This is a genomic window from Cohnella ginsengisoli, from assembly GCF_029525555.1.
In the GTDB taxonomy this organism is placed as follows: domain Bacteria; phylum Bacillota; class Bacilli; order Paenibacillales; family Paenibacillaceae; genus Cohnella; species Cohnella ginsengisoli.
In genome coordinates this window covers 2,356,437-2,381,815 of the sequence record NZ_JAPDHZ010000002.1, presented here as the reverse complement: position 1 = coordinate 2,381,815, position 25,379 = coordinate 2,356,437, and the positions used below count along the sequence as shown (strand labels likewise).

Genomic DNA, 25,379 nt, shown 5'->3' with positions numbered 1-25,379 from the left:
CATTATCTTATCCGTTGGGGATTAGCCAAGCGGTAAGGCAACGGACTTTGACTCCGTCATTCCTAGGTTCGATCCCTAGATCCCCAGCCATTTGGTTTTACGATTAAAGGAACCATCAATGCCATGCGCGTATGGCGGAATTGGCAGACGCACCAGACTTAGGATCTGGCGGGCAACCGTGGGGGTTCAAGTCCCTCTACGCGCACCAACTTTATAAAACCCCCTGAAATCCCTTAATACGTAAGGGATTTTTTTTATTTTTGTTTTTGAGCACAAGAATTCAAAGGGGATTATACGTTCTCCTTTTTGGATCGTGGGAGCGGCGTGGGAGCGAACTTTAGCCTCGCAGCTCGGGGCGGGGGTCAAAACGATCAAACTTTGCAGCGGTCGCTTTACTCGCCTTCTACGTGACGTGGGTGTATAGATCTGCAGTGGTCGAGTATTGGGAGTGCCGAAGTCGGTTTTGAATCTTTTTTGAGATCGGTGTCTGCCTCGAGGAGCAGCGTAGCCGTAGTATGTCGCAGATCATGAAGCCGGATATCCTTTAGGCCGTGCCGCTTTAAGAACCGGTCCCACCATTGTGTAGGATACGTAAAATATATCGGTTTCCCGAATCCCGCATGGAAAACATAACGGCGGCCATCAGTGCATTGCCACTTATCTTGAACATGAAAGAAATTTTTCTTCCATTCCCGTTCGTATGTCTTAAGTTCTTCCATGTACCATTTTGGCATGTCTACAGTCGCTGCCGAGCTTTCTGTTTTGGGATCCTCAACGACAGCTTCTCCGTCCTGGATTAAGGAGATGCTCTCATCAATCCTGAGCGTGCCTGTTTCAAAATCTACGTCATCCCAAGTCAACGCAACCAGCTCGCCGCGGCGAAAACCGCCGATCATCGCTCCGAGCATGAAGAGCTTCCACATAATCGGCTCCTTGTAAAGGGCTGCTATGGCCGCCTCCGCTTCCTCGCTTGAGAAATACTCCATTTCCCGTTTTTCAATCTTAGGCTTTTTTAATTCCGGACATTGGGTTTTCTTTGATCAATCGCCATTCAACTGCCTTGGACATGATGCTTCTGAGAACACTGTAAATGTACCGAATAGTGTAACTGGAGAGCGTATCAACTCGTCCATCTTTGCGCGCACCTGGTTTGGACAGTTGATCGATGAAAGGTTCCCCCGCTGTTTTTTATTTGTAAAATTTCACAAATTCCGGCGCTCGCAGCATCTCTCGCTTCGTCCACCACCAGCCACCGAACGAAATGCTTTCTTGTGTGGGGTCGGCGCGAATTTAATGATCCCGGCTTTGCGGCCTTCATAGTGAGCAAGCCAGCCGAATTCGTCCCGGCGATATCCCGCGATCGCCACTTCGGCATATTGGTAATTGATTAACTTGATTCAGCGCGGATCCCGGCGCCCCACGTATGGGCTACTAGCGCGCTTGCAATGCCCTCTAGCTTCCGCTGCCGGATCACCTCGAACAGATCCGTTCCCAACCCCTCCACGATCATCACATTACTATAGAAGGCAATTCGGCCATTAATAGATAAGATATAACCTTGATTGCGAACGCTAGTTCGTATAATGATTATTGCGAACGAACGTTCGTTAGGAAGGCGATCATCGTGGAGACAAAAGGCTCCTTCACGGCGCGAGCTGAGAATGGAGGCTTTTTTTGTTTTGGAAAAGTTCATCGTCCGTATCTAACCGCTCCCGCGCAAGCAGGATTGGATCCGTCATCATCTGAGGAGGAACGGTCATGGGAGCAAGGGGCGTCTCTTTTTTATAATTAGGAAAGCCGTTAGACGCCAAGTAAGGAGGGAATTGCTTTTTCGAACAGGCATCCCGGCCAAAGCGCCGAGACGGCAAATGGTTCGAGCAATACTGAAAGCGCTTCAAATTAATTGATTCTTTTCAGATGGTCGAAATGCCAAAATGCAGCTATCGGAGGTCTGAGTCATGCAATGGAAAAAAGGGATCTGCGGCTTACTTGCAATCGTGTTGTTCGCAGCCGCGATCGTTCAGGCAACGTTTGGGGCGGCGGCAATCGCGCGCGCGGAGCAAATCGGCAACGCGGTCGTCTATGAAGCGGAAAATGGCAGCTACGGCGGTGGCGGCGCTCTGCAAAGCGCGGATCAGGCATCGGGCGGCAAGGTCATCGGCGCGCTCGTCCAAGTCGGCGCGTATACGTCCGTTCAGGTGGACGGCGGCGCAGGCGGTACGGCCGGTGTCGTCATCCGATATGCCAACGGTTTTGAGGACACGAAGTTTGTCAGCTTATACGTGAATGGCGTTAAGCAGCAACAGGTTTATTTTCCGCCAACCGGCAGCTGGGCAAACTTCGCGGAGACGGATCCGATCGTCGTCTCTCTGAACGCTGGAAACAACAATACGATCAAGATTCAGCTGGACAGCACCGACTACCCGACGGCGGACATCGACGCCTACACGGTGACGCTGTATCCGGCGGCAACGTACGAGGCTGAAAACGGCACGTTTGGCGGTCTGGGACGCATCCAGGACGCAGGACAGGCTTCAGGCGGCCAAGTGGTTGGCTCGCTGATCGATGTTGGCGCCTATAGCGAAGTAACGGCCGACGGGGGCGAGGGCGGCGATGCAACAGTCGTCATCCGGTATGCCAACGGCTTCTCGGATCAGAAATTTTTAAGTCTCTATGTCAACGGTGCCAAGCAGCCGCAGAAGATCTACTTCCCGGTCACGGGCGGTTGGGACCATTTCGCGGAGACGGAGCCCGTTGTCGTGAAGTTGCAAGCAGGGACGGACAATAAGATCCGGGTTCAGCTTAACAGCGATGACTACGCCACTGCGGACATTGACGCATTTATCGTCACTATGGGCGGCATGGTGCCGCCGAAGCCGCCGACGGAGCTCGTCAAGGCGGAGCTTTCGAGCAATCGTGTGGGCAACGTCTTCCCGGATGGCGAGGAAGCGGCATTTATGCTGAAGCTCACCGACTTTACGAATGCGGAGCAAAGCTTTCGCGTGGATGTGCTTGCGAAAAACAGCGTCGGCGCTACCGTGTACGAGAGCAGCGTGAGCGGCTTGCAGCTTCCGGCCAAGGGGACGCTCGAAGCAGGACCAATTGTCATCCCGTCATCTGCACATGGCATTTACGATCTGACCGTATCGGCAACGAATTCGGACGGTTCGATTCATATCGAAAAGAAGACGTCGTTCAGCCGCGTCTATCCGGTCAATGCATCGAGAGGCAACGACGATATTTTTGCCGCGAATACGCACTTCGACCAAACCTGGAGTCTGAGCGAAAATCTGGAGCTGCTGGAGCTGGGAGGCTTCCAGTACATTCGGGACGGAGGCGGATGGGGACAGGCCGAGCTGGTCAAAGGCGAGCTGAACTTCCTGCCCAAATGGGACGAGACGATCGACAGCGCGTTGGAGAAAGGCCTGAAGCCTTTGTTCTTGCTGGCTTACGGCAATCCATATTACGACGGAGGCGGGCTCCCGTACACGGAGGAGGGGCTTGAAGGCTTCCGCCGCTATGTCACGTTCGTCGCTACGCATTTAAAGGGCCGCGTAACCGACTATGAAGTTTGGAACGAACCGAATATCGCGCCGTTTAACCCGACCAACCGGTCGGAAGCCGACTATGCGCGCGTGCTGAAGGTTGCCTACGAGGCGCTCAAAGCGGTAGATCCTAATAATAAAGTCATGGGTACAGCACTCGGCGGCATCGATCTGAAGTGGCTGCGCAACATGATGGACGCGGATGGAAACGGAACGAAATACATGGACGCGATCTCCGTGCATCCTTACACTTACCCGCTCAGTCCCGAGGCCGGCAATATGATCGGTCAGATCAAAGCGCTTAAAGACCTCATGGCGGAGTATGGGGACGTCAAGCCGATTTGGGTTACGGAAATCGGCTGGCCGACGCATGAAGGTCCTCGCTCCGTCAGCGAAGAGACTGCGGCTGCCTATGCGATCCGGACCAACGTGCTGCTGATGGAGGAGGGCGGCATCGAGAAGTACTTCTGGTACGATTTTCACAACGACGGTCTCGACAAGACCGAGCCCGAACATAACTTCGGTCTGGTCAAAAATAAAAACGACCCGAACAATCCTTACGGAGCGAAGGTCGGCTATGTCGCATACAACACCATGACCAACAAACTGACGAAAGCACGGTTCGTCAAGTCGGCCAAGCCGGATGCAACGCTCGGCCTCTATCAATTCCGCCGGGATAGCGACGGCAAAGACGTCGTCGTGGCCTGGAACCAATTCAACCCGCGGACGGTCGGACTGCAGCTTGGCGCCGGTCCGTTCAAGGTGACGGACATGATGGGCAACAGCGTCGACTATCAGGTGACCGGCGGCGTCCTTACGACGACCGTATCGGATTCGCCGATCTTCATCGAGGGCGCCGTAACGAGCCTGCAGTCCGCGGCACCGGGCTTTTCCGCGGAGCAGCCGATGCCGGTCGTCGCCGCGGGCGAGACGCTGACAATCGCGCTGAACCGTTCGGCATCGACCGCTTCGTTGTCCGGCGAGCTGCAGGCGCAGCTGCCGACCGGATGGGAGCTGGAGGGCGATACGTCCTTCGGAACCGGTACCGACCCGATCGCTTTGAAAGTGAAAGTTCCTGCCAACGAAAAAGAGCAGAGCTTTGCCGTTCGAATCCGGGTGGAATCCGGTGGCAGTACGATCGGGGAAGTTCAGGTGACGCCGACGGTCGTCGGACCGGTCTCCCTGAAGCTCGAGCCGATACCGCTGAAGGCAGGGGATTGGACGAAGTGGTCGCTGCAGGCGCAGGTCTCGAATCATACGAGCGCGACGGAGCTCGCAGGCACGCTGACCGTTATGGAGCCGGCCGAATTGGCGGGTTCCGTCAGCTTCGACGGCATCGCGCCGGGCGAGACGGGGACGGAAACGATCCCGGTCCCAGCCGTAAATGCGAAGCTGAACCAAGTCAAAGTAAAAATCGAGCTTTCTGGCGGATATACGAGCGAACAGACTTATCCGATCAGCTTCCTGGCGGCGGAGAAAGACGAAACTGCACCGACCGTCGACGGCGTTTTGACGAACGGCGAGTGGGATGGCGCGATGGAGATTGGCCTGGATCAAGCCGAACAGGTTCAGGCGATAAACGATTGGGGCGGTTTGCCGGATCTGAGCGGCAAAGCTTATCTCAAGTGGGATGACGAGCACCTGTACCTGGCCGTCGATGGTACGGACAACATCCATAGCCAGACGCGAACAGCGGATGGCATCTGGGCTGGCGACAGCATTCAATTCGCATTCGACCCGGCGAGAGCTGCGGACATCGGCAGCATCGGCTATCATGAGATCGGCGTCGCCCTGCTGGCCGACGGATCGACGCAGGCCTGGCGCTGGACGGCGCCCGCGGGCAAGACGACCGGCAATTTGACCGGAATCGTCTCGAAGGCGGCACGCAACGATGACACGAAGCATACCGTCTACGAGCTCGCAATTCCGTGGAGCGAACTGGTCCAGGACGGCACGACCGTGGAGACGGGGGCGCGCTTCGGCTTCTCGCTGCTGATCAACGACGACGACGGCGCGGGACGCCGCGGATGGATCGAATACATGAGCGGAATCGGCGGCGCCAAGGATCCGAACTACTTCGGCGACCTGGTACTGGCACCGGCCTCGTCGACAACGCCGGAACCATCCACGTCACCTGAACCATCCACGTCTCCACAACCATCTACGTCTCCACAACCGTCGACATCGCCTGCGCCTGTCATACCGACGCCGACGCCGACGCCGGCAGTCGAGGGAGGCAAGCTGGCGAAGCAGCCGGTACTGGATACGGCGAGCGGCACGGCAACGGCCCGGGTGGGGACGGCCGAGCTGCAAGCGGCTTTGAAGGGTGCCGTCAAGCAAGCGGACGGCACGATCAAGACGACGATCGAGCTGCAAAAGGTCGAGGGCAGCTCCCGTTACGGCGTGGAATTGCCGCCGGAAGTGATGAACGCGCTCGACAGCAGCACGGTGATCGAGATTAAAACGCCGACTGGTAGCATTCAAGTGCCCGGGGACCTGTTCGCGCGCACCGAACATGAAGGCGCGGGCAGCTACGGGCTCGTCCTTGGAGCGATGAATGCAGACGCGCTGAGTCCAAGCGCGCGCGCGATTGTGGGAGATCGCCCGATGATCGAGTTACACGCAACCGCTGACGGTCAACCCATTGAATGGAAGGATACCGGCAGACCCGTAACTGTATCGTTGCCGTATGTTCCGACATCCGCGGAATCGGCGTCGGCGGAGAAGCTGGCCGCCGTCTACGTGGATGCGGCAGGCAACGCAACGCTGTTGCCGAGCGCCCGCTACGATGCGGCAACAGGGACTTTGGTCTTCCGCACGACACACTTTAGCGTTTACGCGGTTGCTTACGTCGACAGAACTTTTAAGGATATGACCCATTCCTGGGCAAGGCATGCCGTCGAAGTGCTTGCGGCCAAAGGAATCGTGGAAGGCACATCGACGGATACGTTTACGCCGACGGCGAACGTGACCAGAGCCGATTTCGTCAAAATGATCATGCACGCGCTGGAGCTCCAGGCGGAGGGGAATGGCGGCTTTGAAGACGTATCGTCCCCAAGCTATTATTACGATGCGGTAGGCGCTGCGCGTGCGCTGGGGATCGTAAAGGGAACGAAAGGCGAGTTCTTCCGCCCGCAAGCGGCAATCACCCGCGAGGACGCTGCCGTGATCGCAGCGCGGGCGCTCGAGGCTGCCGGACGCCTTCAACCTTCGTCGGCCGGCGATCCGGCGTATTTTGCGGACAGCAGCGCGATCGCAAGCTATGCTGCGCCAAGCGTGGCGGCACTGCGAGAGCAAGGATTGCTGCAGGGAGCGCCGGTCAACGGCAAGTATATGATGAATCCCAAGTCCAACCTGAGCAGACAAGAGGCGGCGCAATTCATCTATCAAATCCTGAAGACAAGGAATTAATCCCAACTGCAAGCGAAAAGCCGAACGTCGCCTCAACAGGCGACGCTCGGCTTTTTTATTATGGGAAGCCCGATCGAACCGGATCAAGCTGGAGTTAGGCATGGGAGGGGCGAGGGGTGAGGGGTGAGGGACGAGAGGTCGATCCGCAGTCGCGAAGGCAAGAACCGAGGAGGCTTAATGACAATCGCATCAGTCCATGGCGAGAAAAGGGACCGGCAATCGCGCGAGACAGAAAGCGGGGAGAATGAATGGCGATAGCGAGAGCAAGCGGCGCATAAGCTGATTGACGTCGCCAAGGCCAGGCCGGGCAGAGCGGAACGGTGCGATGCGATGCAAAAGGCAGAGTAGAGCAGAGCAAGGCAAGGATAGTCAGGCAGGGCAGGGCAGGCAGGGAAAGGCCCCTGCCGCTTCCGCGCGCAGCAAGACGGCCGCGCTCCCGATCGGGAACGCGGCCGCTGCCATGCCATTTTTATTCGAGCGTAATCTTGGAGAGGAAGTCGCTGTCGAACTTCGTTGCGGCTGCGTCGAGCAGCTTTTTGACGTCGGCGTTTTTGTCGGTCAATACTTCCTGCATGACGTTCGTGAGCGCCGCGTAGTAATCCTGGCCGTTGTAGGACGGCTCCGTCTTGCCTTTCGCCAGCTCGTAGACGCGGTCGTCGTATTTGTAAACCGTCTCCGGATAAGCGTCGTATACCGCCTGCATCTTTTTGCCGTATTCGGAATCCTGCGTGTAATAGTTGGCGACGTTCGGCACCCGCACCTGATTTTTGGACTTGCGGCTCTCCAGGTCCATGCGGAGCGATTCGACGCCGCTGTCCGTGAAGTAATCGTTCGTGATGTAATCAAATGCGGCTTTTTGCACGTCCGGCGTTTCCTGCGGATTGACGATGAAGAAATTGCCGCCCATGATGCCGACATGCTCGCCGCCGGCTTCGGCTGCAGGCATCGGCAGAACGACCAGATCGTCTTTGTTCATGCCGCCGTTGTTGACCGCGTCCTCGACTGCATTGCCGAGCACGATGGCCGCGCGTCCTTGCTTAAACAGGTTGTACGTGTCGCCATAGTTAAGCGCCCAGTTCTGCGGCAGCGCGTTCGCTTCCCAGCGCAGCTTTTTCAGGAATTCCATCGCCTTGACGCCGGCATCCGAGTTGAAGGTCGACACGACCTTGCCGCCCTCGACCTTTTGCGCTTCGCCGCCCGCTTGATACAGCAGGTTCGTCCACTGCCAGCCGCCTTCGTTGCCCTTGGCCATAATGGCAAAGCCTGCGATGCCCTTGGCCGGATCGGCAGTCGCCTTGGCCGCCTCGTAAAATTCATTCCAGGTCCAGTCCGGCGATGGAATCGCCACGTTTTTCGTCTCGAACAGCTTCTTGTTCAGCGTGACGGTCATCATGTAGGCGTCCGAAGGCAGCGCGTAGATCTTGCCGTCGAACGTGAACGGCTCGAGGAGGGATTTGTTGATCTGGTCCATTTGCGCATAGCCTTCCAGGTAAGGGGTCAGATCGGCGGCCCAGCTATGCTCGACCAGCGTTCTGCCTTCGGTCGCGGCCGTCTGGAAGAAGGAAGGCGCCTGGTGGGCGGCCATTTTGACGCCGATCTCGTTCGGGTTGTACTGCCACGTATTCTTTTTAATCGTCACGTTCGGGAACTTCTCGCTGAAGCGCTTGATCTGATCGTCTGCTACGGTGACCCATACCGGATTGTCGGCCGTCGGATACTGCACGGTCAACGTCACGTCCGGCGCCTGGGTCGGTGCCGCTGAAGCGCTTGCGGACGCCGATGCGGATGCGGAAGGCGAAGCGCCTGCCGAGTCGCTCGCGCTAGGCGCTGCCTCATTATTGTTGCCGTTGCCACCGCAAGCGGTTGCAACCAATGCCAGTCCGAGCAGCAGCCCTGTGGCGGCGTTTGCTTTTTGATTTTTTTTTCATGGTGACGATAACCCCTTCCCCCTGGATGGAAATTGTCTTGGCTTCTTAAGCATAGCGATCCGGTAATCCGCATACGATGACGAATCCACGGGGGGATGATGACGGATCCACCGGACCTCCGGAAGGCGTTCAGCCTTTGACGCCGGACAAATTGAGACCGTGCATGATGTTCTTTTGGAAGATCAAAAAGAACGCGAGCGGCGGGATCATCACGACGGTCAGCACGCTGAACTTGACGTTCAGCGGGATGTTGACCGATTGGGTAATGTTGCGGTAGACGACCGGCGCGATCGGCAGCTTCTCCGGCGTCGTGATGATGAGCGAAGGCCAGTACCAGTCGTTCCACGTCTGGGTGAAGGCGAAGATCAGCAGCGTCGAGAAGACGGGCAGCGACATTGGCACGGCCAACCGCAGGAAGACGCGAATCTCCGACGCGCCGTCGATGCGCGCCGCCTCGAACAGCTCTTTGTGAATGCCGTCGAAAAAGCTTTTGAGCAGCACGATGTTAAAGGCATTGGCGGCCGCGGGCAGCCACAGCGCCCAGTAAGAATCGATCAGGCCGAGGCTCTGCAAATTCAGAAAGCTCGGGATCAGATACGTCGCGGACGGAATCATCAGCGTGCTCATGAAAAACAGGGTCGTCGTCTTGCGGAACGGAATCTTCATCTGGGACAGGCTGAAGGCCGCGAGACCCATGATCAGCAGCGGGATCGTCGCCATGCCGACATAGATCACGAGCGTGTTCAAAAACGACCGGCCGAGATCGACGTATTGGAAGCCTTCCGAGTAGTTGGCGAACGTCCAGTGCTTCGGCAGGAAGGTCGGCGGAAAGACGAAGATCTCCTGCCTCGTCTTCAGCGACGAGAAGATCGTCGTGCCGAACGGATACAGCATCGTGAATGCAATCGCCGCCAGCGCCAGAAGCATGAGCCCGTAGCCGATCTTGACGGACGGCTTCCTAAGGTCGTAGGACGATAAAATGGTACGTTCGCGCGCTGCTTTGCTCATGCCGCTTTGCTCCTTCCCTGGAACGAATAAAGAAGGACGGACAACGCGGTCAATGCGACGAACATCAGCACGCCCATCGCGGCGGCCCGGCCGAAGTCGAAGCGGATAAACGCCTCGTTGGTGATCTGGTACATATAGGTCAGCGTCGTGTTGTTCGGACCGCCGCCCGTCAGCGCCACATGCGTCTGGAAGCCTTGGGACGTGCCGATGAGCTGCAGGATGAACAGCAAAACGTACAGATGGCGGATACCGGGAATCGTAATGTAGCGGATTCGCTGCAAAATGCCCGCGCCGTCGATCTCGGCCGCTTCGTACAAATCCTTCGGGATGCTGACGATGCCGGCCAGATAGATCAGCGCGGCGCTGCCGAAGCCCTGCCAGGTTTCGGCCAACACGATGGAGAGCATCGCCACGCTTTTGTCGGTCAACCACATCACCTGATGGGCGCCGAACCAGCCCAGAATCTGATTCAAGGGGCCGAGCGGGTCGTACAAATATTGCCACATGCCGTACAGGACGACGGCTGGCACGATGTTGGGCAAGTATACGATCAGGCGCATGAAGCCTTGGCACCACCGAAGCTCGGATACGGCGATCGAGACGATACTGGGCACCCAAAAGCCGATGACGACGCCGAGCAGCATGTAGAAGATCGTATTGCGCACGGCGATGCCGACGACGCTATTGTCGAACACGGCTTTGTAATTGTCCAACCCGACATAATGGTTGCCTTTCACGAAGTCGACTTGCATGAAGCTGTATAAGATCCCCTTGGCGATCGGCGTCCATAGAAACAGGCAGAAGACGGCGACGGCGGGCAGCAGGAACGCGATTCCCCAGAAGTGGTCCCGGAACCGCTTGGCGAGACGGCTGTAAGTCATTTGTGCGTGATTCCTCCCGATGAACAGACTTGCTATCGTATCTTTTCATTGTACGTTCGGCCGGGACGAACGCCCATGACGGCTCCTCCGAATGTGATGACGGATCCTCCACAATTCGAGGATCGCGACAGCCGGATCGGGCGTTGCCGCCGGCGTCTGCGCATTCGTCCGTCTGTCCATGCGCCGCTATCGGACCGCGCCGTGGCCGCTCGGCTGCTCGTCTCCGTTCTTGAGCAGCCGTGGCAGGCGAAGCTCGGCTCTCGTGCCCCCGGATTCGCGAGCCTCGTAGCGCAGCCCGTAATCCGATCCGAAGCGCAGCGTGACGCGCCGATGTACGCTGCGAATGCCGAACCCGCCGTCAGCGCCGGACGTGCCCGCGAGCAGCGCTTCGATCTTGGCCAGATCGACCGGCCGGAAGCCGTTGTCCCGGACGACGATCAGCAGATCGCCGCCGTCAAGCCGGACGCGCACTTCGACTTCGCCCTCGCCTTCCATCTTGCCTACGCCGTGCAAAATCGCGTTTTCCACGAGCGGCTGGATGATCACCTTCGGCAGCATGCAATCCAGCGTATCCTCGTCGGCGTTGACCGCGTATTGAAAAGAGTGCCGATATCGCCTGTCCTGCAGCTGCATGTAGGCGACGGCGTGACTCAGCTCTTCGCGGACCGTGATCATTTCCTTGCCCCGGCTCAGCCCGATCCGAAGCACGGTCGATAGATCGCGCACCATCTCGGCGACCTCGGGCACCCCGCCTTGTATGCCGTACCAATAGATGGAGTCCAGGGTGTTGTAAAGCAAATGGGGGGTAATCTGGGAGTGCATGAGCATCAGCTCGGATTCCTTCTGCTTCAGCTCCATGCCGTAACGTTCCTCGATCAGCTGGTTGATGCGGCCGGTCATCGCATGGAACGAGCGATACAGCAGGCCGATCTCGTCGCTGCGCGCCTGCTCCGCGAATTCGGCCGCGATCGGGCGGCCGGGCTCGAAGGCGCGTGCCAGCCGCGCCAGCTGCGACATCGGCCGCAGCACCGAGCGGACGAAGTAGAAGAGCACGAGCAAAACGATCAGCACGTAGCAGGCGGCCGAGACGAGAATGATCGACTGCACTGTCTGGTGGCTGCCGACAAGCGACGCTAGCGGGATCTCGTAGATCAGCCGGTAGCCATACGCGTCGCTGTCTTGGTACACGTACATGCTGTCGCCGGCGATGCGCACGCGCGGCAGCAGCTCCTGCCCGCCTTCAGGAAGCCGGTACAGGGTCCCGGTCGCCGCCGTCCGCCCGCTCAGCACGCGCCCTTCGGCATCCGTCAGCGTCGAATTGGCGCCCTTCGGCAGCGCGAAGGCATTCATCTGCTTGACGAGCGCGCCGTCGATGTTCGTCGCGACGAGCACGCCGACCATGCGGCCGCCGCCGGACAGATCGGAAACGGCGCGGGAGTAGGAGAGCGTTAGGGAAGGGCTCGTCGCGTAGCCAAAGCGGCCGATAATCTGCATGGCGGGCCCGCCGCGCTTGTCCAGCGTCTGCTGCAGCCAGGGCAGCGTCCGCTGTCCTTCCGGCAGAAAAACGCCGGAGTCCGACAGGTCCGTATAAGGGGCAAAGTCGTAATCGTCCGGATTTTGGGTCAACGCAAAAAAGGAATACTGCACTTCGCCGGAGTAATTCTCCAGCAGCTTTTCCGTCTCGACGTACTGTCCCACCCGTTCGCCGGAGGTTCGCTCCGCGGGGCCGTCCCAGCTCTGGATGAGACTGGTGCGGAGCATGGCGACGAGATTCTGATCGACGGCATCCATCAGCCGGTCCATCGTGGCGAGGTTTTGCCGGTTCAGCTCGAGAAAAGCCTTGCCGGTCTGCTGCTGAATCGCAAGCGACGCGCGCTCGTTCGCGTACCAGGAGATGAGCAGCATCGGCAGCACCATGAGCGCCGCCACGAACAAGATCGCCTTGCTCATCAGCCGCTGCGGCTTGCGCGGACGAATCATGCAGCATTCCTCCTCATCGTGTCGTATCGTCTCTTCGCGGGATTCGCATCGGCGTGGTGGGCCACGGTATTAAGAAGTCACGCCCTTAAAGCGTTCGGACTCTCGCCGTAGTAGCGTTTGAACACTCTGCTGAAATGCTCAGGCGATTCGTAGCCGACCGAATCTGCGATGTCGTAGCGCTTTTTTTGCCGTGTTCAGCAGCAGATGCCGCGCTTCCTCCATGCGCAGCCGGGTGACGAACTCCCACACGGTCTCGCCGGTAATCTGCTTGAACAGATGGCTCAGATAGTTGGCGCTCAGGTGCACGTGTCCGGCAATATCCTGAATCTTGAGTCCCTTGTTTCGATAATGAGAGCGGATAAAGGCTTGCGCGCCGCGGACGACCGCGTCGTCGTGATCGCTCATCGAGTGCTTGATCAGGTCCGCCGCCTCGGTCAGGAAGTCGGCCAGACGCCGCCGCAGCTCGGGAGCGGGCATCGGAAACTGAAAGTAAACGAGCGGATTGAGCGCCGTATAGCGGTCTCCGACCGTATCTTTCATCTCCAGCAGCGTCGAATAAACGCGGTAGGCAATGCTAAGCGGAATGCCCGCCGTGGCGTCCTCGCGCTCGAATACGGCCGCGATCTCGTCGACGAACGCCGCCGCGCGCAGCGCGGCTTCCTCGCTCCGCTGGCCCACCTTCATCCACTCGAGCAGCTCGTCGGACCGCGCCTGCCAGTTCACCTTCAGCTGCGCGTCCTTTACGGAGAAGTCCTCCGCGTAAAAAACGCGCTGGCGTTCGTACAATCCATGCCACTTGAGCGCGCTCAGCGCCTCGTCGCCGCATGCCGCGAGACTGCCGAGCCCGCGGCGCGGGGGAGCTGATACCGATGGCGCAGTCGAGCTGAAGATAGTCGCCTAGATTGGCGGCGAGCGCGTGGCCGATCATGTTCAGGCGGGAAGCCGTATCGGCGCGTCGGTCGTCCCCGGTCTCCTCCAGCTGCAGGATCGCCATGATCCGGCCGCCCTGTCCGTAGAAGGCGACGGCGCGCCAGTCCGACAGCGTCTCCTCCGCGATGTTGACGGCCGCGTACTTCAGCAGATTGCGGTCGCGCAGCGTGACGGGCGCCCGTCCGCCGGGACCGCCGCGGCTCCAGCGCAGGTCGACCGCCATGACGGCGAACGCGGGTCCGGCCAGCTCGACGCCGATCTGCTCCATGACGAACGGGGCGTCGTCGGCATGGCCGGCGCCGCCGCCGCCGAGCAGCTCGTTCAGCATGTACGTCCGCAGCAGCGCCATGCCGGCGAGCGAGAACCGCAGCTTGAGCGAATCCTCCAGCAGCCGCTTGTACCGGGTATGACGCTCGCCGAGCTCCCGCGTCACGATCTCCGTCAGCAGTTCCAGCTTGACCGGCTTGATGAGGTAGTCGCGCGCGCCGAGCCGGATGCACCGCTGCGCGTATTCGAACTCGTCGTGGGCGGAGATGACGACGACTGGAATATCCGGCTGCTCGGACAGGATCGACTCCATCAGCTCAATGCCGTTCATGCCGTCCATCTGAATGTCGGTGAGTACGAGATCGACGCGCTCCATCCGCAGATAGTCGAGCGCCTCGTATCCGTTCAGCGCCGTCAGCACCTGCCCGATGCCGGGCTGATGGCGCTCCAGATAGTCCTTGATACCCTGGCAGACGATCATCTCGTCGTCGACGACCAGTATCGTATGCATCGCGTCAGCCTCCCGTCGTCAGTCGGTCCACTCCAGCGTCAGCACCCAATCGCAGCCTCTGCCGCTGCTCGGCGCGTCGTAGCGCAGCTTGCCCGACGCGTCGCGGATGCCGGCGGGCGTGCGCGCGCCGGTGCGGGGATCGTACCAAGACGCCTCGACGCTCGAGGCGGGGATGACGTCGCCGTCCGCTTCGACATAGAGGCCGCTCGGGCAATAAATATAAGCGTAGCCGTCGCCACGCGCCGCGACGCGGTAGCTCGCGCCGGTCAGGTTGGACGCCAGCAGTTCTTGGGCGGGCGCGAGCGAGAGATAAGGGCGGGACTCGATCAGCGCCTTCAGATGCCGCATCTGGTTGGCGCCCGGACGTTCGAGCGCCGCGCGCCAATGCATGATGTAGAAGGCGCCGGGCTCGTCGAACGAGGTAGACGCATAGCAGCCTTCGCACATCGACCAGACGGAATGATGGCCGTACGTATGGCCGAAGGCGCCGGACAGCACGGCATAATAGGCGGCTCTGCGCACGTCGGCTTCGTCGAAATAGCCGTTGGCCGGATCGAAGTTGACCGGCAGATCCTCATAGCAGGGCTCGCCGTCGAGCGTCGGCTTGACCGGCAGGCGGGCATAGTCGTCCCGCACGAGCTGCCAGTTGTCTCCGTTGATCTTGAAATGGCCGGATTGGATCATGTTGAAATCGAGCCAGGCTTCGTCGTGCAGCTGGCGGCTCGAGGAGAACGGCGCGGTCGGGTGATAGGTGATCAGATGGCTGCCCCCGTCGCCTTCGCGCACGCCCTCGGCGAGCGCGAGCACGGTCTCGAAGTGGCGGCGCGTGTCGAGATTGCGATCGCCGCCGAGCACCCAGACGATGTTCGGCGTCCGTCTGTAGCGCTCGCCCAGCCAGCGGCCGTATACGCGCGCATTGTCGGGACCGAACATCTCCGGTCCTTTGCCCCAACCCAGGTTGATCTTGCTCCCCAGGTCGGCAGCAAGGCGACATAGATGCCCAGCCGGGCGGCTTCGGCGATGACGGCGTCGACATGATCCCAGTAAGAATAGTCGCCGTCGGTGTCCGGCCGCGTCGGATCGACGAGGCCCTGCTCGTTCATGTGAAGCGGGCGCCGCCCGTAGCGGTTGTCCGACGTCGCGCCCTCGAATTCGGCCAGCGCGACCGCCTGCACGACGTTGAATCCCTGGGCCGCGCGCGTCTCCAAGTAATGGATGGCCTCGTCCCGGTCGAGCTTGTGGAACAGCTCCCAGGCCGTATCCGCCAGCCAGAAAAACGGCGTGTCGTCTTCATGGACGAGGTACCGTCCGTTTTCGCTGATTTTCAAACGCTGCTGTGCAGCCGATGTCGTCCGAGAGTAGGTTGCTTGTTCTGCGCGCATAGATGCGAACCTCCGTTGTTCCGATATTGACGGAAGATGCAAAAAAAGGACGGCCGACTTCTCGTCGTCCATCCCGTCCGTCTTGGCACATCGAGTATACCCCGGCGCCCGTTTTGTCGTATATTTCACTTCTTCTAGATTCCTTGTCTTTCTTCTACAAATCCTGTCCGCGATCACTCCTGCGGCAGTTGGCCGCGATATTCCTGCGGCGTCAGGCCGGCATGCTTTTTGAAAAAGCGGGTGAAGTAGGCGGGTGCGCCGAAGCCCACGCGCGGGGCGATCTCGTGAATCCGCAGCTGGGGCTGGGCGAGCAGCGTCCGCGCCTTGTCCATGCGCATCTCTGCGATGTAGTCGGATAAATTATGGCCGGTGCTCTGCTTGTATAGCGTCGACAGGTAGGAGGGATTCAGATAGACGACGCCCGCCAGCGCCTCCAGCGACAGATCGCTGTCCAGATGCTCCGCGATATGCTGGTTCAGCATGCGGATGACGCGATGCGTCCGTTCCCCGAGCAGCGCCGTCCGCCTGGCGGCCAGCAGGCGTGCGGTGTCCTTGAGGCACTGGACCGCCTCATCCCTGGAGGCGTGCCGGCCGAGCTCCGTCAAGCGCTCCGCGACGTCGTCGAACCCGGCGCCCTCGTCGCCCAGCCTGTCGATCTGGCCGAGCAGCAGCACGGCCGCCCCGTAGTACGCCTGGGCGAACAGCGCGTAGCGGGCCGGCAGCGCGGCGAAAATCTCGTCCAGCCGGGCGGCGAAGTCGTCGGCCAAGCCGGAATCGAGGGCCAGCTCGAGCTCGGCGGCCTGGGCCGGCGACAGTCCGTCGCTGCGCCCTTCGGTGGCGGCGGGAGGCTTGTCGCCGCAGCCGGTCATGAGCATTTCCTGCTCGTCGCCGTATCCCATCAGCATCATCTGCTTGACCGTACGGTAGTCGTCGGGCAGCCGCTCCCAGTCGCACGCGGTACCCGTCGTGACGAGAGAGACCGGCAGCTTGAGCAGCTGGCCGATCGTCCGCTGCACCCGGTCGAGCATGCCGTTGACGAAAATGAGCGTCTCGGGCCAAGCGCCGGTTCCCGGCTGGATGAGCCAGACGAAGCGGGAGTCGCCTACCGGCAAGGCCAGCAGCGAGACCGGGCTGAAGTATTCGCAGGCGATATTTTGTATCGCGTTGATCATCAGCCGCCGATCCGAAGGTCCTGCGTCGGGATCCCACCGGTCCACGCGTCCCAGGACGAGCTGGACGGGCCCGTCCGGCGTGAGCGGCAGCTCCAGCTCGGCGAAGCGCGTCCGGTCCCGGGCTGTCAGAGGACCGGACGCCTCGGCCATCCGCGCGAACCATTCGCGGCGCAGCAGCGCGAGTTCCTGCCGCATCTGCTCCTTGGCCTGAATCATGATCCGCTCGCCGCGCAGCTCCTCCTCGAGCTTGACGATCGCGCCCCGCACGGCTTTGACGATCGCTTCGTCTCCCTCGGTCTTCAGGATATAGTCGACGCTGCCGCCGCGCAGCGCCTGCTGGACGTTGGCGATATCGCCGTAGCCGGTCAAGAAGATCACCTTGCAGCGCGGCCAGCGGGACCGGAGCCACTCGTGCAGCTCGAGCCCGCTCATGCCGGGCATCCGGATATCGCTCAGCACGATATCCACCCGCATGCGCCGAAGACGCTGCAGGGCTTCCTCGGCGGAGTAGGCGACGTACAGCTCCAGGCCCAGCTCTTCGCGCTCGGCGAGCATGCCGCGCAGCCCGTCGGCCGTATACGGTTCATCGTCCACGATCAGCAGCGACATCATGGGGCTCATCTCCTCGTTCAGGCTTTGGTAAGACGATCTCCACCCGCAGGCCGCCAAGTACGCTCCTTTGCAGCCGCAGACCGGCATCCGGTCCGTACTTGATCTGCAAGCGGCGGTGCACGTTGATCATGCCGGTGCTCTCCGCCGTTTCGGGCGAGCCCAGTCGTGCCTGCAGCCGGGCGAGATCGTCCTCGGTCAGAGCTTCGCCGTTATCGTCGACGGCGATCGTCACCGCAGACGCGTCCGATAGGAAAGCGACATGCAGCCTGCCGTCCCGCATCCGCGGCTCAAGCGCGTACTTGTACGCGTTCTCGATGATCGGCTGCAACAGAAGGCGGGGCACCGGCATCCGTTCGATATCCGGCGGCGTGTCGTCGAAGCGGACGGCGATCCGGCTGCCGAAGCGCATGCTCTGAATGTCCGCGTAGGTGCGGGCGTGGGCGGCTTCCCTGGCCAGCTCGACCTCGTCGGAGCCGTCGCGGGTAATGTATTGGAAGTAATCTCCGAGATGGCGGGTGAGTCTCATCACGTTCTCGTGCTCCTCCAGCTCGGCCATCCGGTAGAGAATGAAGTAAGTATTGTACAAAAAATGAGGATTGATCTGCGACTGCAGATGCCGCAGCTCGGACAGCTGCAGCCGGTACTGCTGCTCGTACACCTCGTGCACGAGTACGTTCAGCCGTTTGGACATGGCATTGAACTGCTCGTACAAATAGCCGAACTCGTCCCTTCGCCGATAGACGACGTTCTGCTCCAGGGCGCCCTGCTCCATTCTGCGGAACGAAGTCAGCAGCGACAGAAGCGGGCGGTGAAGCATCCGGTACAGGCTGTAGGCAAACGCCAGCACGACGAGCACGGACGCCGCCGAGAGGACGGCCAGCCAACGTTTGTGCGTGCGAAGGGCGGGATTGACGTCGTGCTCCGGCACGAGCATGGCGAGGCTGATGCCGAACAAGCGGGAGTCCTGGCGGACGGCCATGTAGCGCTCGCCGCCGACCTTCGCGTCGGCGATCCCCGCCGCCGGCACCGCCGCGAGCAGCGCGGCGGGATCGGAGACGGCCGGTCCGGACGAACCGCCCGAGGCCGAGACGGACCAATCGCTTCGTGGAGCGGTCAGCAATGCCGCGCCGCTTCCGGCGGCGAAGCGGGCGAGCAGCTCGGCCAGGCGGTCGCGCGAGATCTCCGCCGCCGCCAGGAACAGCGGGGGGGGCGCCGCTCGCCGCCGCCGGATATCGCAGCGTCAGGTACAGGCGTCCGTCGCGCACGGCGAGCGGGGAGGCGTCCGCCGCGGCGAGCGCCTGCAGCATGTCCTCGTCCAGCGGCTCGACGCCGCCGCGGTTGGAGGAGATCGTGTAGCGCAGGCCGGGAATCGAGAGCGTCGCTTCCTCGGCGATGCCGTTCGCCCGCAGGAGGACGTCGAGCCGTTCTTTGATTCGCTGGATGGACGCGGTCCGGTCGCCGGCGGACAGCATGTCCGAAGCCAGGGCGAGCTGGATGGCGTCCTCGGCGTTGACGAAGTCCTGCAGCGACATCTGGATGCTCTCGAAGTCGCCGTCGAGCATCTCCATATACAATTCGGCGCGAGACGAGAGGGATTTGCCGATCTCCCGCTCCATATTCGCCGATCCGCTCCGGTTGATCTGCACGCCGATGATGTACAGCGGGCTGAGCACGAGCAGGAATACAAGCAGCAGACGGGGCAGCAGACGGAGGGAGGCGGTCTTCTCCGCGCGCATCAGGCGGGCGCTCCCGCCGGAGGCGTACCCGTCCGGACGAGACGCAGGCGGATGGGCATGTAGGCTGCCGAGCCGCGAGGCGCGCGACTCGTCCGCCGAGAGCGAGGCCCGCAGCGCGTCGAACGGGACGAAGCGCAGGACGGGCTCGCGGCCGCAACGCTGCCTTCGAAAACGACGATAAGCATGCGAATGCGCCTCCCATGCCCGTTCAGGGCGATTATCGTTAAGTGAATGCCGAGTGCCGTTCGTGCGAATCGGTGTCGAATGCGGTGCAGGCCGTTCATGATCTTGATCGCGCCCGCGACGCGAATCAGCGCGATTCGGCTGACCGCTGCAGACGCGAGGCTTGCGCCGCGGCGGCCAGCCGCTCGCCGCCCATCGTCCGCCAGCGTTCGAGCCAGTCGTCGTACAGAAGAATGGAGTCTCCCTGTATGATACGGGTGTAGGTCTCGACTTCCATCCGCTGCAGCAGGCCGAACAGCTCGACTTCTTCGGCGCTCCGAAAGTCGCCGTGCAAGCTCGGCCGGAGCCTGTCCGCGCCGATGTAGCCGTCGATGACCGCCATCGAGCCGCCTTCGCCAAAGATGCGCGCATACGCCCAATCGGCGGCGGTGCCGCCCCGGCGATCGGCGAGCACATGCGCATAGGTTGCCATCTGCTCCCTTGTCATTCCAACGGTGGGGCCGCCGGACAGCGCGGCCGCGACGCTGCGGCGCGTGCGCAGGTTTTTGTCGGGATCGACGAAGCCGTTGAACGGAAAGTACTTCCATATCTCGCGCACGCCCTCATTGCTCAGGCTGTCGTACAAGGACTGAGGCATCTCGGGATCGTCGAGCTCCGCATACAGGTTCAGCATCCGGATCAGCGCTTCCGGATGAGCGGCGTTCCGGCTGGCCACATAATAGTTGGTGACGGCGGTCGCCGGCGTCTGCGCGTCCGCGGGACCGGCGGCGCCCGCGATCGGGTACGCCTGCCAATCCGCGGTCGGATCCGCTACGCGGCTGCGGTAGAGCGGATTCAGGGCGCTCCACATTGCGCCGTAGGCCATGCCCAACCGGCCCTGGGCCGCCAGGTCGGCGACGCCCGCCTCGTCCTTGATCGCGAAGTCTGGATCGATCCGGCCTTCGCGGTACAGGCGCTGAAGCGCGAGCAGCGCTTCTCTCGTCGCCGGCAGCGTGCCGCCGTAGGCCAGACGTCCGTCTTCGTCTTCCACCCAAGAAAACGGGTAGGCGCCGAAACCGTTGAAAAAGCCTTCGATCGTAGCGAAGCCGTAGCCCTCGTTCGCGCCGAACAGCCCCTTGCGCAGTCCGAGTCCGTACGTATCGTCCGCTCCGTTGCCGTCCGGGTCCCTGTCGGCGAATGCCGCCGCGATCGCCAGCACGTCGTTCATCGTCGCGGGCGCCTTCAGCCCCAGCCGGCGGAGCCAATCCTCGCGGATCCACAGTACGGGGGCATAATCGCGCACGGACAAGCCGGCGGGCACGGCGAGCAGGCGGCCGTCGAACGTCGCCGCCTGTACGCCGCCTTCCATGCCGACGATGCGAGCCTTCGTCCGCGCGGAGCCGTAGCGCCTCACCAGGCCGCCAAGCTCGGCGAGCTGGCCGGAGGCGGCCAACTGCCGCAGCTGCGCCGCCGTCGCGGAGAAGAAGTCCGGCAGCTGGTTCGAAGCGACGGCGACGTTGAGCCGGCGGATCGTCTGCTCGGAGCCGGCCGTCCACTCGGTATGAACAACAATGCCGAGCCGCTCCCGAATGAAGCGGGTCCAGGCATTGTCGTTGATCGACTCGCCCTGCGCGAAGGTCGTCTCCCCGCCGAGATCGCGCACGACCGTCACGGCGATCGGCGGGTCGTAGACTGCAGGTGCTTGCTCGTTACCGGCAGCGTTTCCTTCCGAAGCGGCAGCGGAGGCGGGGGCGCCGCCGGCCGAAGTTCCAGATTCCCTGCACCCGGCCAGCAGCAGCAAGACGCCAAGCGCCGCGGCATGCCGTCTCCAATCGCGCATCGTCTGTCCCTCCCTCGACCCATCGTTGAACCGTCGCGCCTTATGCCGCGAAACCCATGAACCGGCCTTCGCCTGCAGCCTTTCGCCGTCAGCGGCGGCGAAGGCCCGTTCGCTGCTTCCTAGTGTACATGCAACGGATTCGGCATACAACGGCCTGAACGTTCGAGACGGCCCATTCCCTTCCGCTTTCTTCTACCTAATATAAGCCTGCGCATGGAAACCGGAAAAGCCCGCGCGGAAGTCGATTCCGGCGGGCGGGCGCGGCAAGGGATGACGTCTTTAACGGGATCGATCTTTAGTGTCGGCAATCGTTGTCGCCATCAATCGTTAGCGCCGCAGAAGACAAGCGTGCCGAAAAATTCGCTTCGATGAAAGTCCGGCGCCGGAACGTCGACCGGAGACCAGGATATAAAATGCGGAACCGGCGTCTCGTCTCCGCACTTGTAAAAGTTGCCCTTGAACGAACGGCCCGGCGCGGCGCAAAAGTCAGGGAACACTTCGGCCAGCCAATCGAGCGGAATGCTGAAGGACAGCGACCAGTAGATGCGGCCCGCTTCGTCCGCAAGTCCGCGTTCGGCGACGACGGAAAAGCGCTCGGGCTCTAACCCGTGCGACATGTCCCGTTCTCCGCGGTCTTCGCCGAGGCCGAGCAGCAGCGTGCCTGCCGCGTTGAATTCGAAATTCAAATAGCGCGTGTCTGTCTCGGGCGTCGGCTGCAGGAAAAACTCGACGCAGCTGTCGCGGTAAACCGGCGCATTGGCGCCGGAATGGCGGATGACGGGGGATTCCTCGTAGCAAACGAATCTTCCGTGAATGGCGTCTTCCGTCCAATAAAGCCGTACGTTCGTCTCCGGACGGTACGGCTCGCTGGTATCCTTTTCCCATAGATAGTTGTTTATAAGAGCGGGCTGGACGTTCGTCCAATCCTTCTCCTCGACGCTGTCGGCTAGATAGTCGATCGAATAGCGGGGGGCCAAGGCCATGCTCCTCTCGTCGTCAAAGGTCATAGTCAGAGTGTACCTCCAAAAGGCGGCCGGAACAACGGCAAATGAAAACGCCGGCAGCCGTTTTTTCCGCAGACTGGAGGGCGCGCTCGGGACGGCTTCGGTATAGGGTCCGACGCCCGCGGGGTCGCGGGCTTTTTTGGCCTCTCCCTCTGCCGAGGCCGCCGCCGGGCGTGTATAATAGACGGCATGCGGTTCAAGGAGGGTGAGGCAGGCAGTGAGCAACAACAAATCCGGCGACAAGCCGCCTGGCGGAAAATATCGCGCGATGCTGCGCGGTTATCTCCTGCCCGAATGGCGGGCGCTGATCGGGCTGGGCGCGCTGCTTTTGTCGTCGATCGCATTGCAGCTCGTCAATCCGCAAATCATCCGATACTTTATCGATACGGCGCAAGGACAAGGCAGCCTGACGCCGCTCTATTATGCAGGAGCGCTTTTCATCGGATTTTCCCTGCTGCAGCAAGGGGTATCCGTCGCGGCGTCTTACTTCAGCGAAAATCTCGGCTGGAAGACGACCAACAAGCTGCGCGTCGACCTGGCGGCGCATTGCCTTTCGCTCGACATGTCGTTTCACAAGAAGCATACTTCGGGCTCGCTCATCGAACGGGTGGACGGGGACGTAAACGCCCTCGCTCAGTTTTTCTCGAGCTTTATGATTAATCTCGCGGGCAACGGGCTGCTCACGCTAGGCATCCTCGTCCTGCTGTTCCGCGAGAACTTCTGGATCGGCATCGTGATGGCCGTCTTCGTCGGCGGCAGCATTTGGGCGATTCAGCGTATCCGGGCGTTCGCGGTTCCCGTCTGGACGCGGTGGCGGCAGGCCAACGCCGAATATTACGGCTTTATCGGCGAACAGCTGGAAGGTACCGAGGACACCCGCGCCAACGGGGCCGTCGGCTTCGCGATGAACCGATTCTATGAAATGACCCGCAGGATGCTGCCGATGCGCGTACGGGCGTTTTTGGGCTACTTTCTCATGTGGAGCACGACGATCCTCGTATTCGCGCTCGGCAATGCGGCCGCCTTCATCGTCTGCGCGATTCTCTGGAAGCGAGGCGAGCTGACGATCGGATCGGCGTATCTCGTATTCTACTATACGGAGCTGCTCGCGAAGCCGATCGAGAAGATCCGGACCCAACTCGAGGATCTGCAAAAGGCGGATGCCAGCCTTGTTAGGATCGGCGAACTGCTCGCGACGCGCTCGGCCGTTCAGGACGGACCGGGCGCGTCGCTGCCGAGCGGACCTGCCTCGGTCGAACTGCGCGGCGTTACGTTCGCTTATGAAGAAGAAAGCGCGCCTACCTTGCATGACGTGAATTTGAGGCTCGAGCGCGGCCGCACGCTTGGCTTGCTTGGGCGAACGGGCAGCGGCAAGACGACGATCGCACGCCTGCTGCTCAGGTTCTACGACCCGCAACAAGGCGCCGTGACGCTATCCGGAACGGACTTGCGCGAGTTTAAGCTCGGCGAGCTGCGCGGCTACGTCGCGATGGTGACGCAAAACATCGAAATTTTGGCGGGCACGGTCAGGGACAATCTCACGTTGTTCGACGCGCGTATTCCCGATAGCCGCATTATGGCAGTGCTGTCCGAGCTGGGACTGGACGGATGGTTTGCAGGCATGCCCGACGGGCTGGATACGTATTTGTCGTCAGGCGGAGCGGGTTTGTCCGCAGGCGAAGGACAGCTGCTAGCATTTGCCCGCGTGTTCCTTACAGATCCTAAGCTCGTCATTTTGGACGAAGCTTCCTCGCGGTTGGACCCGCTGACGGAGAGCCGGATCGAAGCGGCGGTGGACCGGCTGCTGCAGGATCGGACCTGCATCATCATCGCGCATCGGCTCGCGACGATCCAGCGTGCCGACGATATCGCGATCCTGGAGCAGGGGCGGGTCGTCGAGCACGGCAGGCGCGCTTCGCTCGCCGCGGACGCCGACTCCCGCTTCAGCCGGATGCTGGCCGTCGGCATGGAGGAGGTGCTCGTATGAAGACAAGCGGTTTTTTCTGGCGAATGCTCGGTTACCGGCCGGGCTTGTACCTGCTTAACCTGCTGGCATGGACGCTCATCCACATGGCGCCGCTGCTGCCGGGTCTGCTGACCAAAGCCTTTTTCGATCATCTGGAAGGCACGCATCCGTTCCCCTTCGGCGCGGGCGCGATCGCCGCGCTTCTCGTGGCCGCGGCGCTGGCGCGCATCGCGCTGATTTATTGCGGGTTTTTGACGGACGTCGCGTTCCGCTACCGGATCTCCAGCTTGCTGAGGCGCAACTTGCTGGCCCACGTCCTGCGTGCGCCAGGCGCCCGCGCGCTCCCCGGCTCTCCCGGCGAAGCGATCAGCAACTTCAGGGACGATGTCGAGCAGGCGGAAGAAGCGACGAGCTGGTCGGTGGATACGCTCGGCCTCGTCGGTTTCGTGGTCGCGGCCAGCTGGATCTTGCTCTCGATCGACGCGCAATTGACCGTGCTCGTATTCGTGCCCCTCATTCTCGTCGTCACCGCCGCCCAGATCGCCACGACGCGCATTCGCAAGTACCGTGCCGCAAGCCGGGAGTCGACGGCCCAAGTGACGGGGGCGATCAGCGAGATGTTCGGCAGCGTGTTGGCCATCCAGGTGGCCGGCGCGGAGAAGCGGGTCGTCGACCGGTTCGCGAAGCTGGGCGAGAGCAGGCGGCAGTCGATGATCAAAGACAAGCTGCTGACCGAGACGCTGTCGTCGGTGTTCAACAATTCCGTCAACCTCGGCACCGGCATCATCCTCCTGCTGGCGGGTATCAAGATGAGGGGCGGCGAATTCACGATCGGCGACTTTTCGCTGTTCGTCTATTATTTGACCTTCGTGACCCAGCTGATCTCCAACGTCGGCAACTTCATGACCTACTACAAGCAGATGGACGTCAGCTTCGGCCGGCTCAAGGAGATGCTGCGCGGGGCGTCGCCGGCGCTGCTCGTGCGGAAGGCATATATCGGTCTCGGTAAAAAAGGAAGGCCGTGGAGACGCGCATGACGAGGAG

18 protein-coding genes, 2 tRNA genes and 1 pseudogene are annotated in these 25,379 nt (G+C 61.2%); 7 read left to right on the top strand and 14 right to left on the bottom strand.

Features of this window, described 5'->3' with window-relative positions; genetic code table 11:
* Nucleotides 1-15 precede the first annotated feature (15 nt).
* Together OMP38_RS11115 and OMP38_RS11110 are read left to right on the top strand one after the other, a co-directional pair.
* Nucleotides 16-90, top strand: a tRNA-Gln gene (locus OMP38_RS11115).
* Nucleotides 91-125: 35 nt separating this feature from the next.
* Nucleotides 126-208: transfer RNA gene (locus OMP38_RS11110), tRNA-Leu, on the top strand.
* Between the two features lie 184 nt (nt 209-392).
* On the opposite strand, the gene OMP38_RS11105 is transcribed toward OMP38_RS11110, so the two are convergent.
* Complete coding sequence (locus OMP38_RS11105) at nt 393-986, bottom strand: site-specific integrase (protein ID WP_277565114.1); 594 nt, start codon at nt 984-986, stop codon at nt 393-395.
* 972 nt (nt 987-1,958) lie between these two features.
* Between OMP38_RS11105 and OMP38_RS11100 the strand changes: the two genes are divergently transcribed.
* Nucleotides 1,959-6,956 carry an S-layer homology domain-containing protein gene (locus OMP38_RS11100; protein WP_277565113.1) on the top strand — a complete coding sequence of 1,666 codons (4,998 nt, stop codon included), beginning with the start codon at nt 1,959-1,961 and terminating at the stop codon, nt 6,954-6,956.
* A 469-nt stretch (nt 6,957-7,425) separates the two neighbouring features.
* Here the strand turns inward: OMP38_RS11100 and OMP38_RS11095 are convergent, their stop codons facing one another.
* The 11 genes and pseudogenes from OMP38_RS11095 to OMP38_RS11050 form a co-directional block, all read right to left on the bottom strand.
* Nucleotides 7,426-8,691, bottom strand: coding sequence for an extracellular solute-binding protein (locus tag OMP38_RS11095; protein ID WP_277565112.1), 1,266 nt, complete (start codon nt 8,689-8,691; stop codon nt 7,426-7,428).
* Nucleotides 8,692-9,013: 322 nt separating this feature from the next.
* Nucleotides 9,014-9,892, bottom strand: coding sequence for a carbohydrate ABC transporter permease (locus OMP38_RS11090; RefSeq protein WP_277565111.1), 879 nt, complete (start codon nt 9,890-9,892; stop codon nt 9,014-9,016).
* Entirely contained in the window at nt 9,889-10,773 is an 885-nt protein-coding gene (locus OMP38_RS11085; RefSeq protein ID WP_277565110.1) for a carbohydrate ABC transporter permease, read from the bottom strand. The genes OMP38_RS11090 and OMP38_RS11085 overlap by 4 nt, the downstream gene beginning before the upstream one ends.
* Before the next feature lie 186 nt (nt 10,774-10,959).
* Complete coding sequence (locus tag OMP38_RS11080; RefSeq protein ID WP_277565109.1) at nt 10,960-12,753, bottom strand: sensor histidine kinase; 1,794 nt, start codon at nt 12,751-12,753, stop codon at nt 10,960-10,962.
* Nucleotides 12,754-12,830: 77 nt separating this feature from the next.
* Nucleotides 12,831-12,923, bottom strand: coding sequence for an AraC family transcriptional regulator (locus OMP38_RS35765; protein ID WP_420869634.1), 93 nt, complete (start codon nt 12,921-12,923; stop codon nt 12,831-12,833).
* On the bottom strand, nt 12,892-13,437 hold the full coding sequence (locus OMP38_RS11075) for a helix-turn-helix transcriptional regulator (protein ID WP_277565108.1): 546 nt from the start codon (nt 13,435-13,437) through the stop codon (nt 12,892-12,894). Before OMP38_RS11075 ends, OMP38_RS35765 begins: the two co-directional genes overlap by 32 nt.
* Entirely contained in the window at nt 13,328-14,461 is a 1,134-nt protein-coding gene (locus OMP38_RS11070; protein WP_277565107.1) for a response regulator, read from the bottom strand. The genes OMP38_RS11075 and OMP38_RS11070 overlap by 110 nt, the downstream gene beginning before the upstream one ends.
* Nucleotides 14,462-14,479: 18 nt before the next feature.
* On the bottom strand, nt 14,480-15,394 hold the full coding sequence (locus OMP38_RS34615) for a glycoside hydrolase family 140 protein (RefSeq protein ID WP_338130457.1): 915 nt from the start codon (nt 15,392-15,394) through the stop codon (nt 14,480-14,482).
* Between the two features lie 107 nt (nt 15,395-15,501).
* Nucleotides 15,502-15,843: pseudogene (locus OMP38_RS34610) on the bottom strand (apiosidase-like domain-containing protein); the annotation flags it as partial.
* A gap of 173 nt (nt 15,844-16,016) precedes the next feature.
* On the bottom strand, nt 16,017-17,627 hold the full coding sequence (locus tag OMP38_RS11055) for a response regulator transcription factor (protein WP_277565106.1): 1,611 nt from the start codon (nt 17,625-17,627) through the stop codon (nt 16,017-16,019).
* Nucleotides 17,599-18,747 carry a sensor histidine kinase gene (locus OMP38_RS11050; RefSeq protein WP_277565105.1) on the bottom strand — a complete coding sequence of 383 codons (1,149 nt, stop codon included), beginning with the start codon at nt 18,745-18,747 and terminating at the stop codon, nt 17,599-17,601. The genes OMP38_RS11055 and OMP38_RS11050 overlap by 29 nt, the downstream gene beginning before the upstream one ends.
* Here OMP38_RS11050 and OMP38_RS11045 point away from each other — a divergent pair.
* On the top strand, nt 18,747-18,983 hold the full coding sequence (locus tag OMP38_RS11045) for a hypothetical protein (RefSeq protein WP_277565104.1): 237 nt from the start codon (nt 18,747-18,749) through the stop codon (nt 18,981-18,983). The two genes, OMP38_RS11050 and OMP38_RS11045, sit on opposite strands and share 1 nt — an antisense overlap.
* Before the next feature lie 72 nt (nt 18,984-19,055).
* A complete protein-coding gene (locus OMP38_RS11040; protein ID WP_277565103.1) occupies nt 19,056-19,544 on the top strand; it encodes a hypothetical protein in 489 nt (162 codons plus the stop codon).
* Between the two features lie 129 nt (nt 19,545-19,673).
* Here the strand turns inward: OMP38_RS11040 and OMP38_RS11035 are convergent, their stop codons facing one another.
* Nucleotides 19,674-21,365 (bottom strand): extracellular solute-binding protein, encoded by a 1,692-nt coding sequence (locus OMP38_RS11035; RefSeq protein WP_277565102.1) that lies wholly within the window; start codon nt 21,363-21,365, stop codon nt 19,674-19,676.
* 320 nt (nt 21,366-21,685) lie between these two features.
* On the bottom strand, nt 21,686-22,372 hold the full coding sequence (locus OMP38_RS11030; protein WP_277565101.1) for a carbohydrate-binding family 9-like protein: 687 nt from the start codon (nt 22,370-22,372) through the stop codon (nt 21,686-21,688).
* 265 nt (nt 22,373-22,637) lie between these two features.
* Between OMP38_RS11030 and OMP38_RS11025 the strand changes: the two genes are divergently transcribed.
* Both OMP38_RS11025 and OMP38_RS35760 read left to right on the top strand, forming a co-directional pair.
* Nucleotides 22,638-24,356, top strand: coding sequence for an ABC transporter ATP-binding protein (locus OMP38_RS11025; protein WP_277565237.1), 1,719 nt, complete (start codon nt 22,638-22,640; stop codon nt 24,354-24,356).
* The gene (locus tag OMP38_RS35760; RefSeq protein WP_420869611.1) at nt 24,353-25,372 is read left to right on the top strand and encodes an ABC transporter transmembrane domain-containing protein; all 1,020 of its coding nucleotides are present in this window, start codon (nt 24,353-24,355) and stop codon (nt 25,370-25,372) included. Before OMP38_RS11025 ends, OMP38_RS35760 begins: the two co-directional genes overlap by 4 nt.
* The last annotated feature ends 7 nt before the right edge of the window (nt 25,373-25,379 follow it).

What these genes read in the sequence shown, in the direction of transcription:
- OMP38_RS11105 (WP_277565114.1), bottom strand. Translation starts at nt 986, where the DNA reads ATGGAGTATTTCTCAAGCGAGGAAGCGGAGGCGGCCATAGCAGCCCTT.
- OMP38_RS11100 (WP_277565113.1), top strand. Translation starts at nt 1,959, where the DNA reads ATGCAATGGAAAAAAGGGATCTGCGGCTTACTTGCAATCGTGTTGTTC.
- OMP38_RS11090 (WP_277565111.1), bottom strand. Translation starts at nt 9,892, where the DNA reads ATGAGCAAAGCAGCGCGCGAACGTACCATTTTATCGTCCTACGACCTT.
- OMP38_RS11085 (WP_277565110.1), bottom strand. Translation starts at nt 10,773, where the DNA reads ATGACTTACAGCCGTCTCGCCAAGCGGTTCCGGGACCACTTCTGGGGA.
- OMP38_RS11080 (WP_277565109.1), bottom strand. Translation starts at nt 12,753, where the DNA reads ATGATTCGTCCGCGCAAGCCGCAGCGGCTGATGAGCAAGGCGATCTTG.
- OMP38_RS11075 (WP_277565108.1), bottom strand. Translation starts at nt 13,437, where the DNA reads ATGAAGGTGGGCCAGCGGAGCGAGGAAGCCGCGCTGCGCGCGGCGGCG.
- OMP38_RS11070 (WP_277565107.1), bottom strand. Translation starts at nt 14,461, where the DNA reads ATGCATACGATACTGGTCGTCGACGACGAGATGATCGTCTGCCAGGGT.
- OMP38_RS34615 (WP_338130457.1), bottom strand. Translation starts at nt 15,394, where the DNA reads ATGTTCGGTCCCGACAATGCGCGCGTATACGGCCGCTGGCTGGGCGAG.
- OMP38_RS11055 (WP_277565106.1), bottom strand. Translation starts at nt 17,627, where the DNA reads ATGATGTCGCTGCTGATCGTGGACGATGAACCGTATACGGCCGACGGG.
- OMP38_RS11045 (WP_277565104.1), top strand. Translation starts at nt 18,747, where the DNA reads ATGCCGCGCCGCTTCCGGCGGCGAAGCGGGCGAGCAGCTCGGCCAGGC.
- OMP38_RS11035 (WP_277565102.1), bottom strand. Translation starts at nt 21,365, where the DNA reads ATGCGCGATTGGAGACGGCATGCCGCGGCGCTTGGCGTCTTGCTGCTG.
- OMP38_RS11030 (WP_277565101.1), bottom strand. Translation starts at nt 22,372, where the DNA reads ATGACCTTTGACGACGAGAGGAGCATGGCCTTGGCCCCCCGCTATTCG.
- OMP38_RS11025 (WP_277565237.1), top strand. Translation starts at nt 22,638, where the DNA reads ATGCTGCGCGGTTATCTCCTGCCCGAATGGCGGGCGCTGATCGGGCTG.
- OMP38_RS35760 (WP_420869611.1), top strand. Translation starts at nt 24,353, where the DNA reads ATGAAGACAAGCGGTTTTTTCTGGCGAATGCTCGGTTACCGGCCGGGC.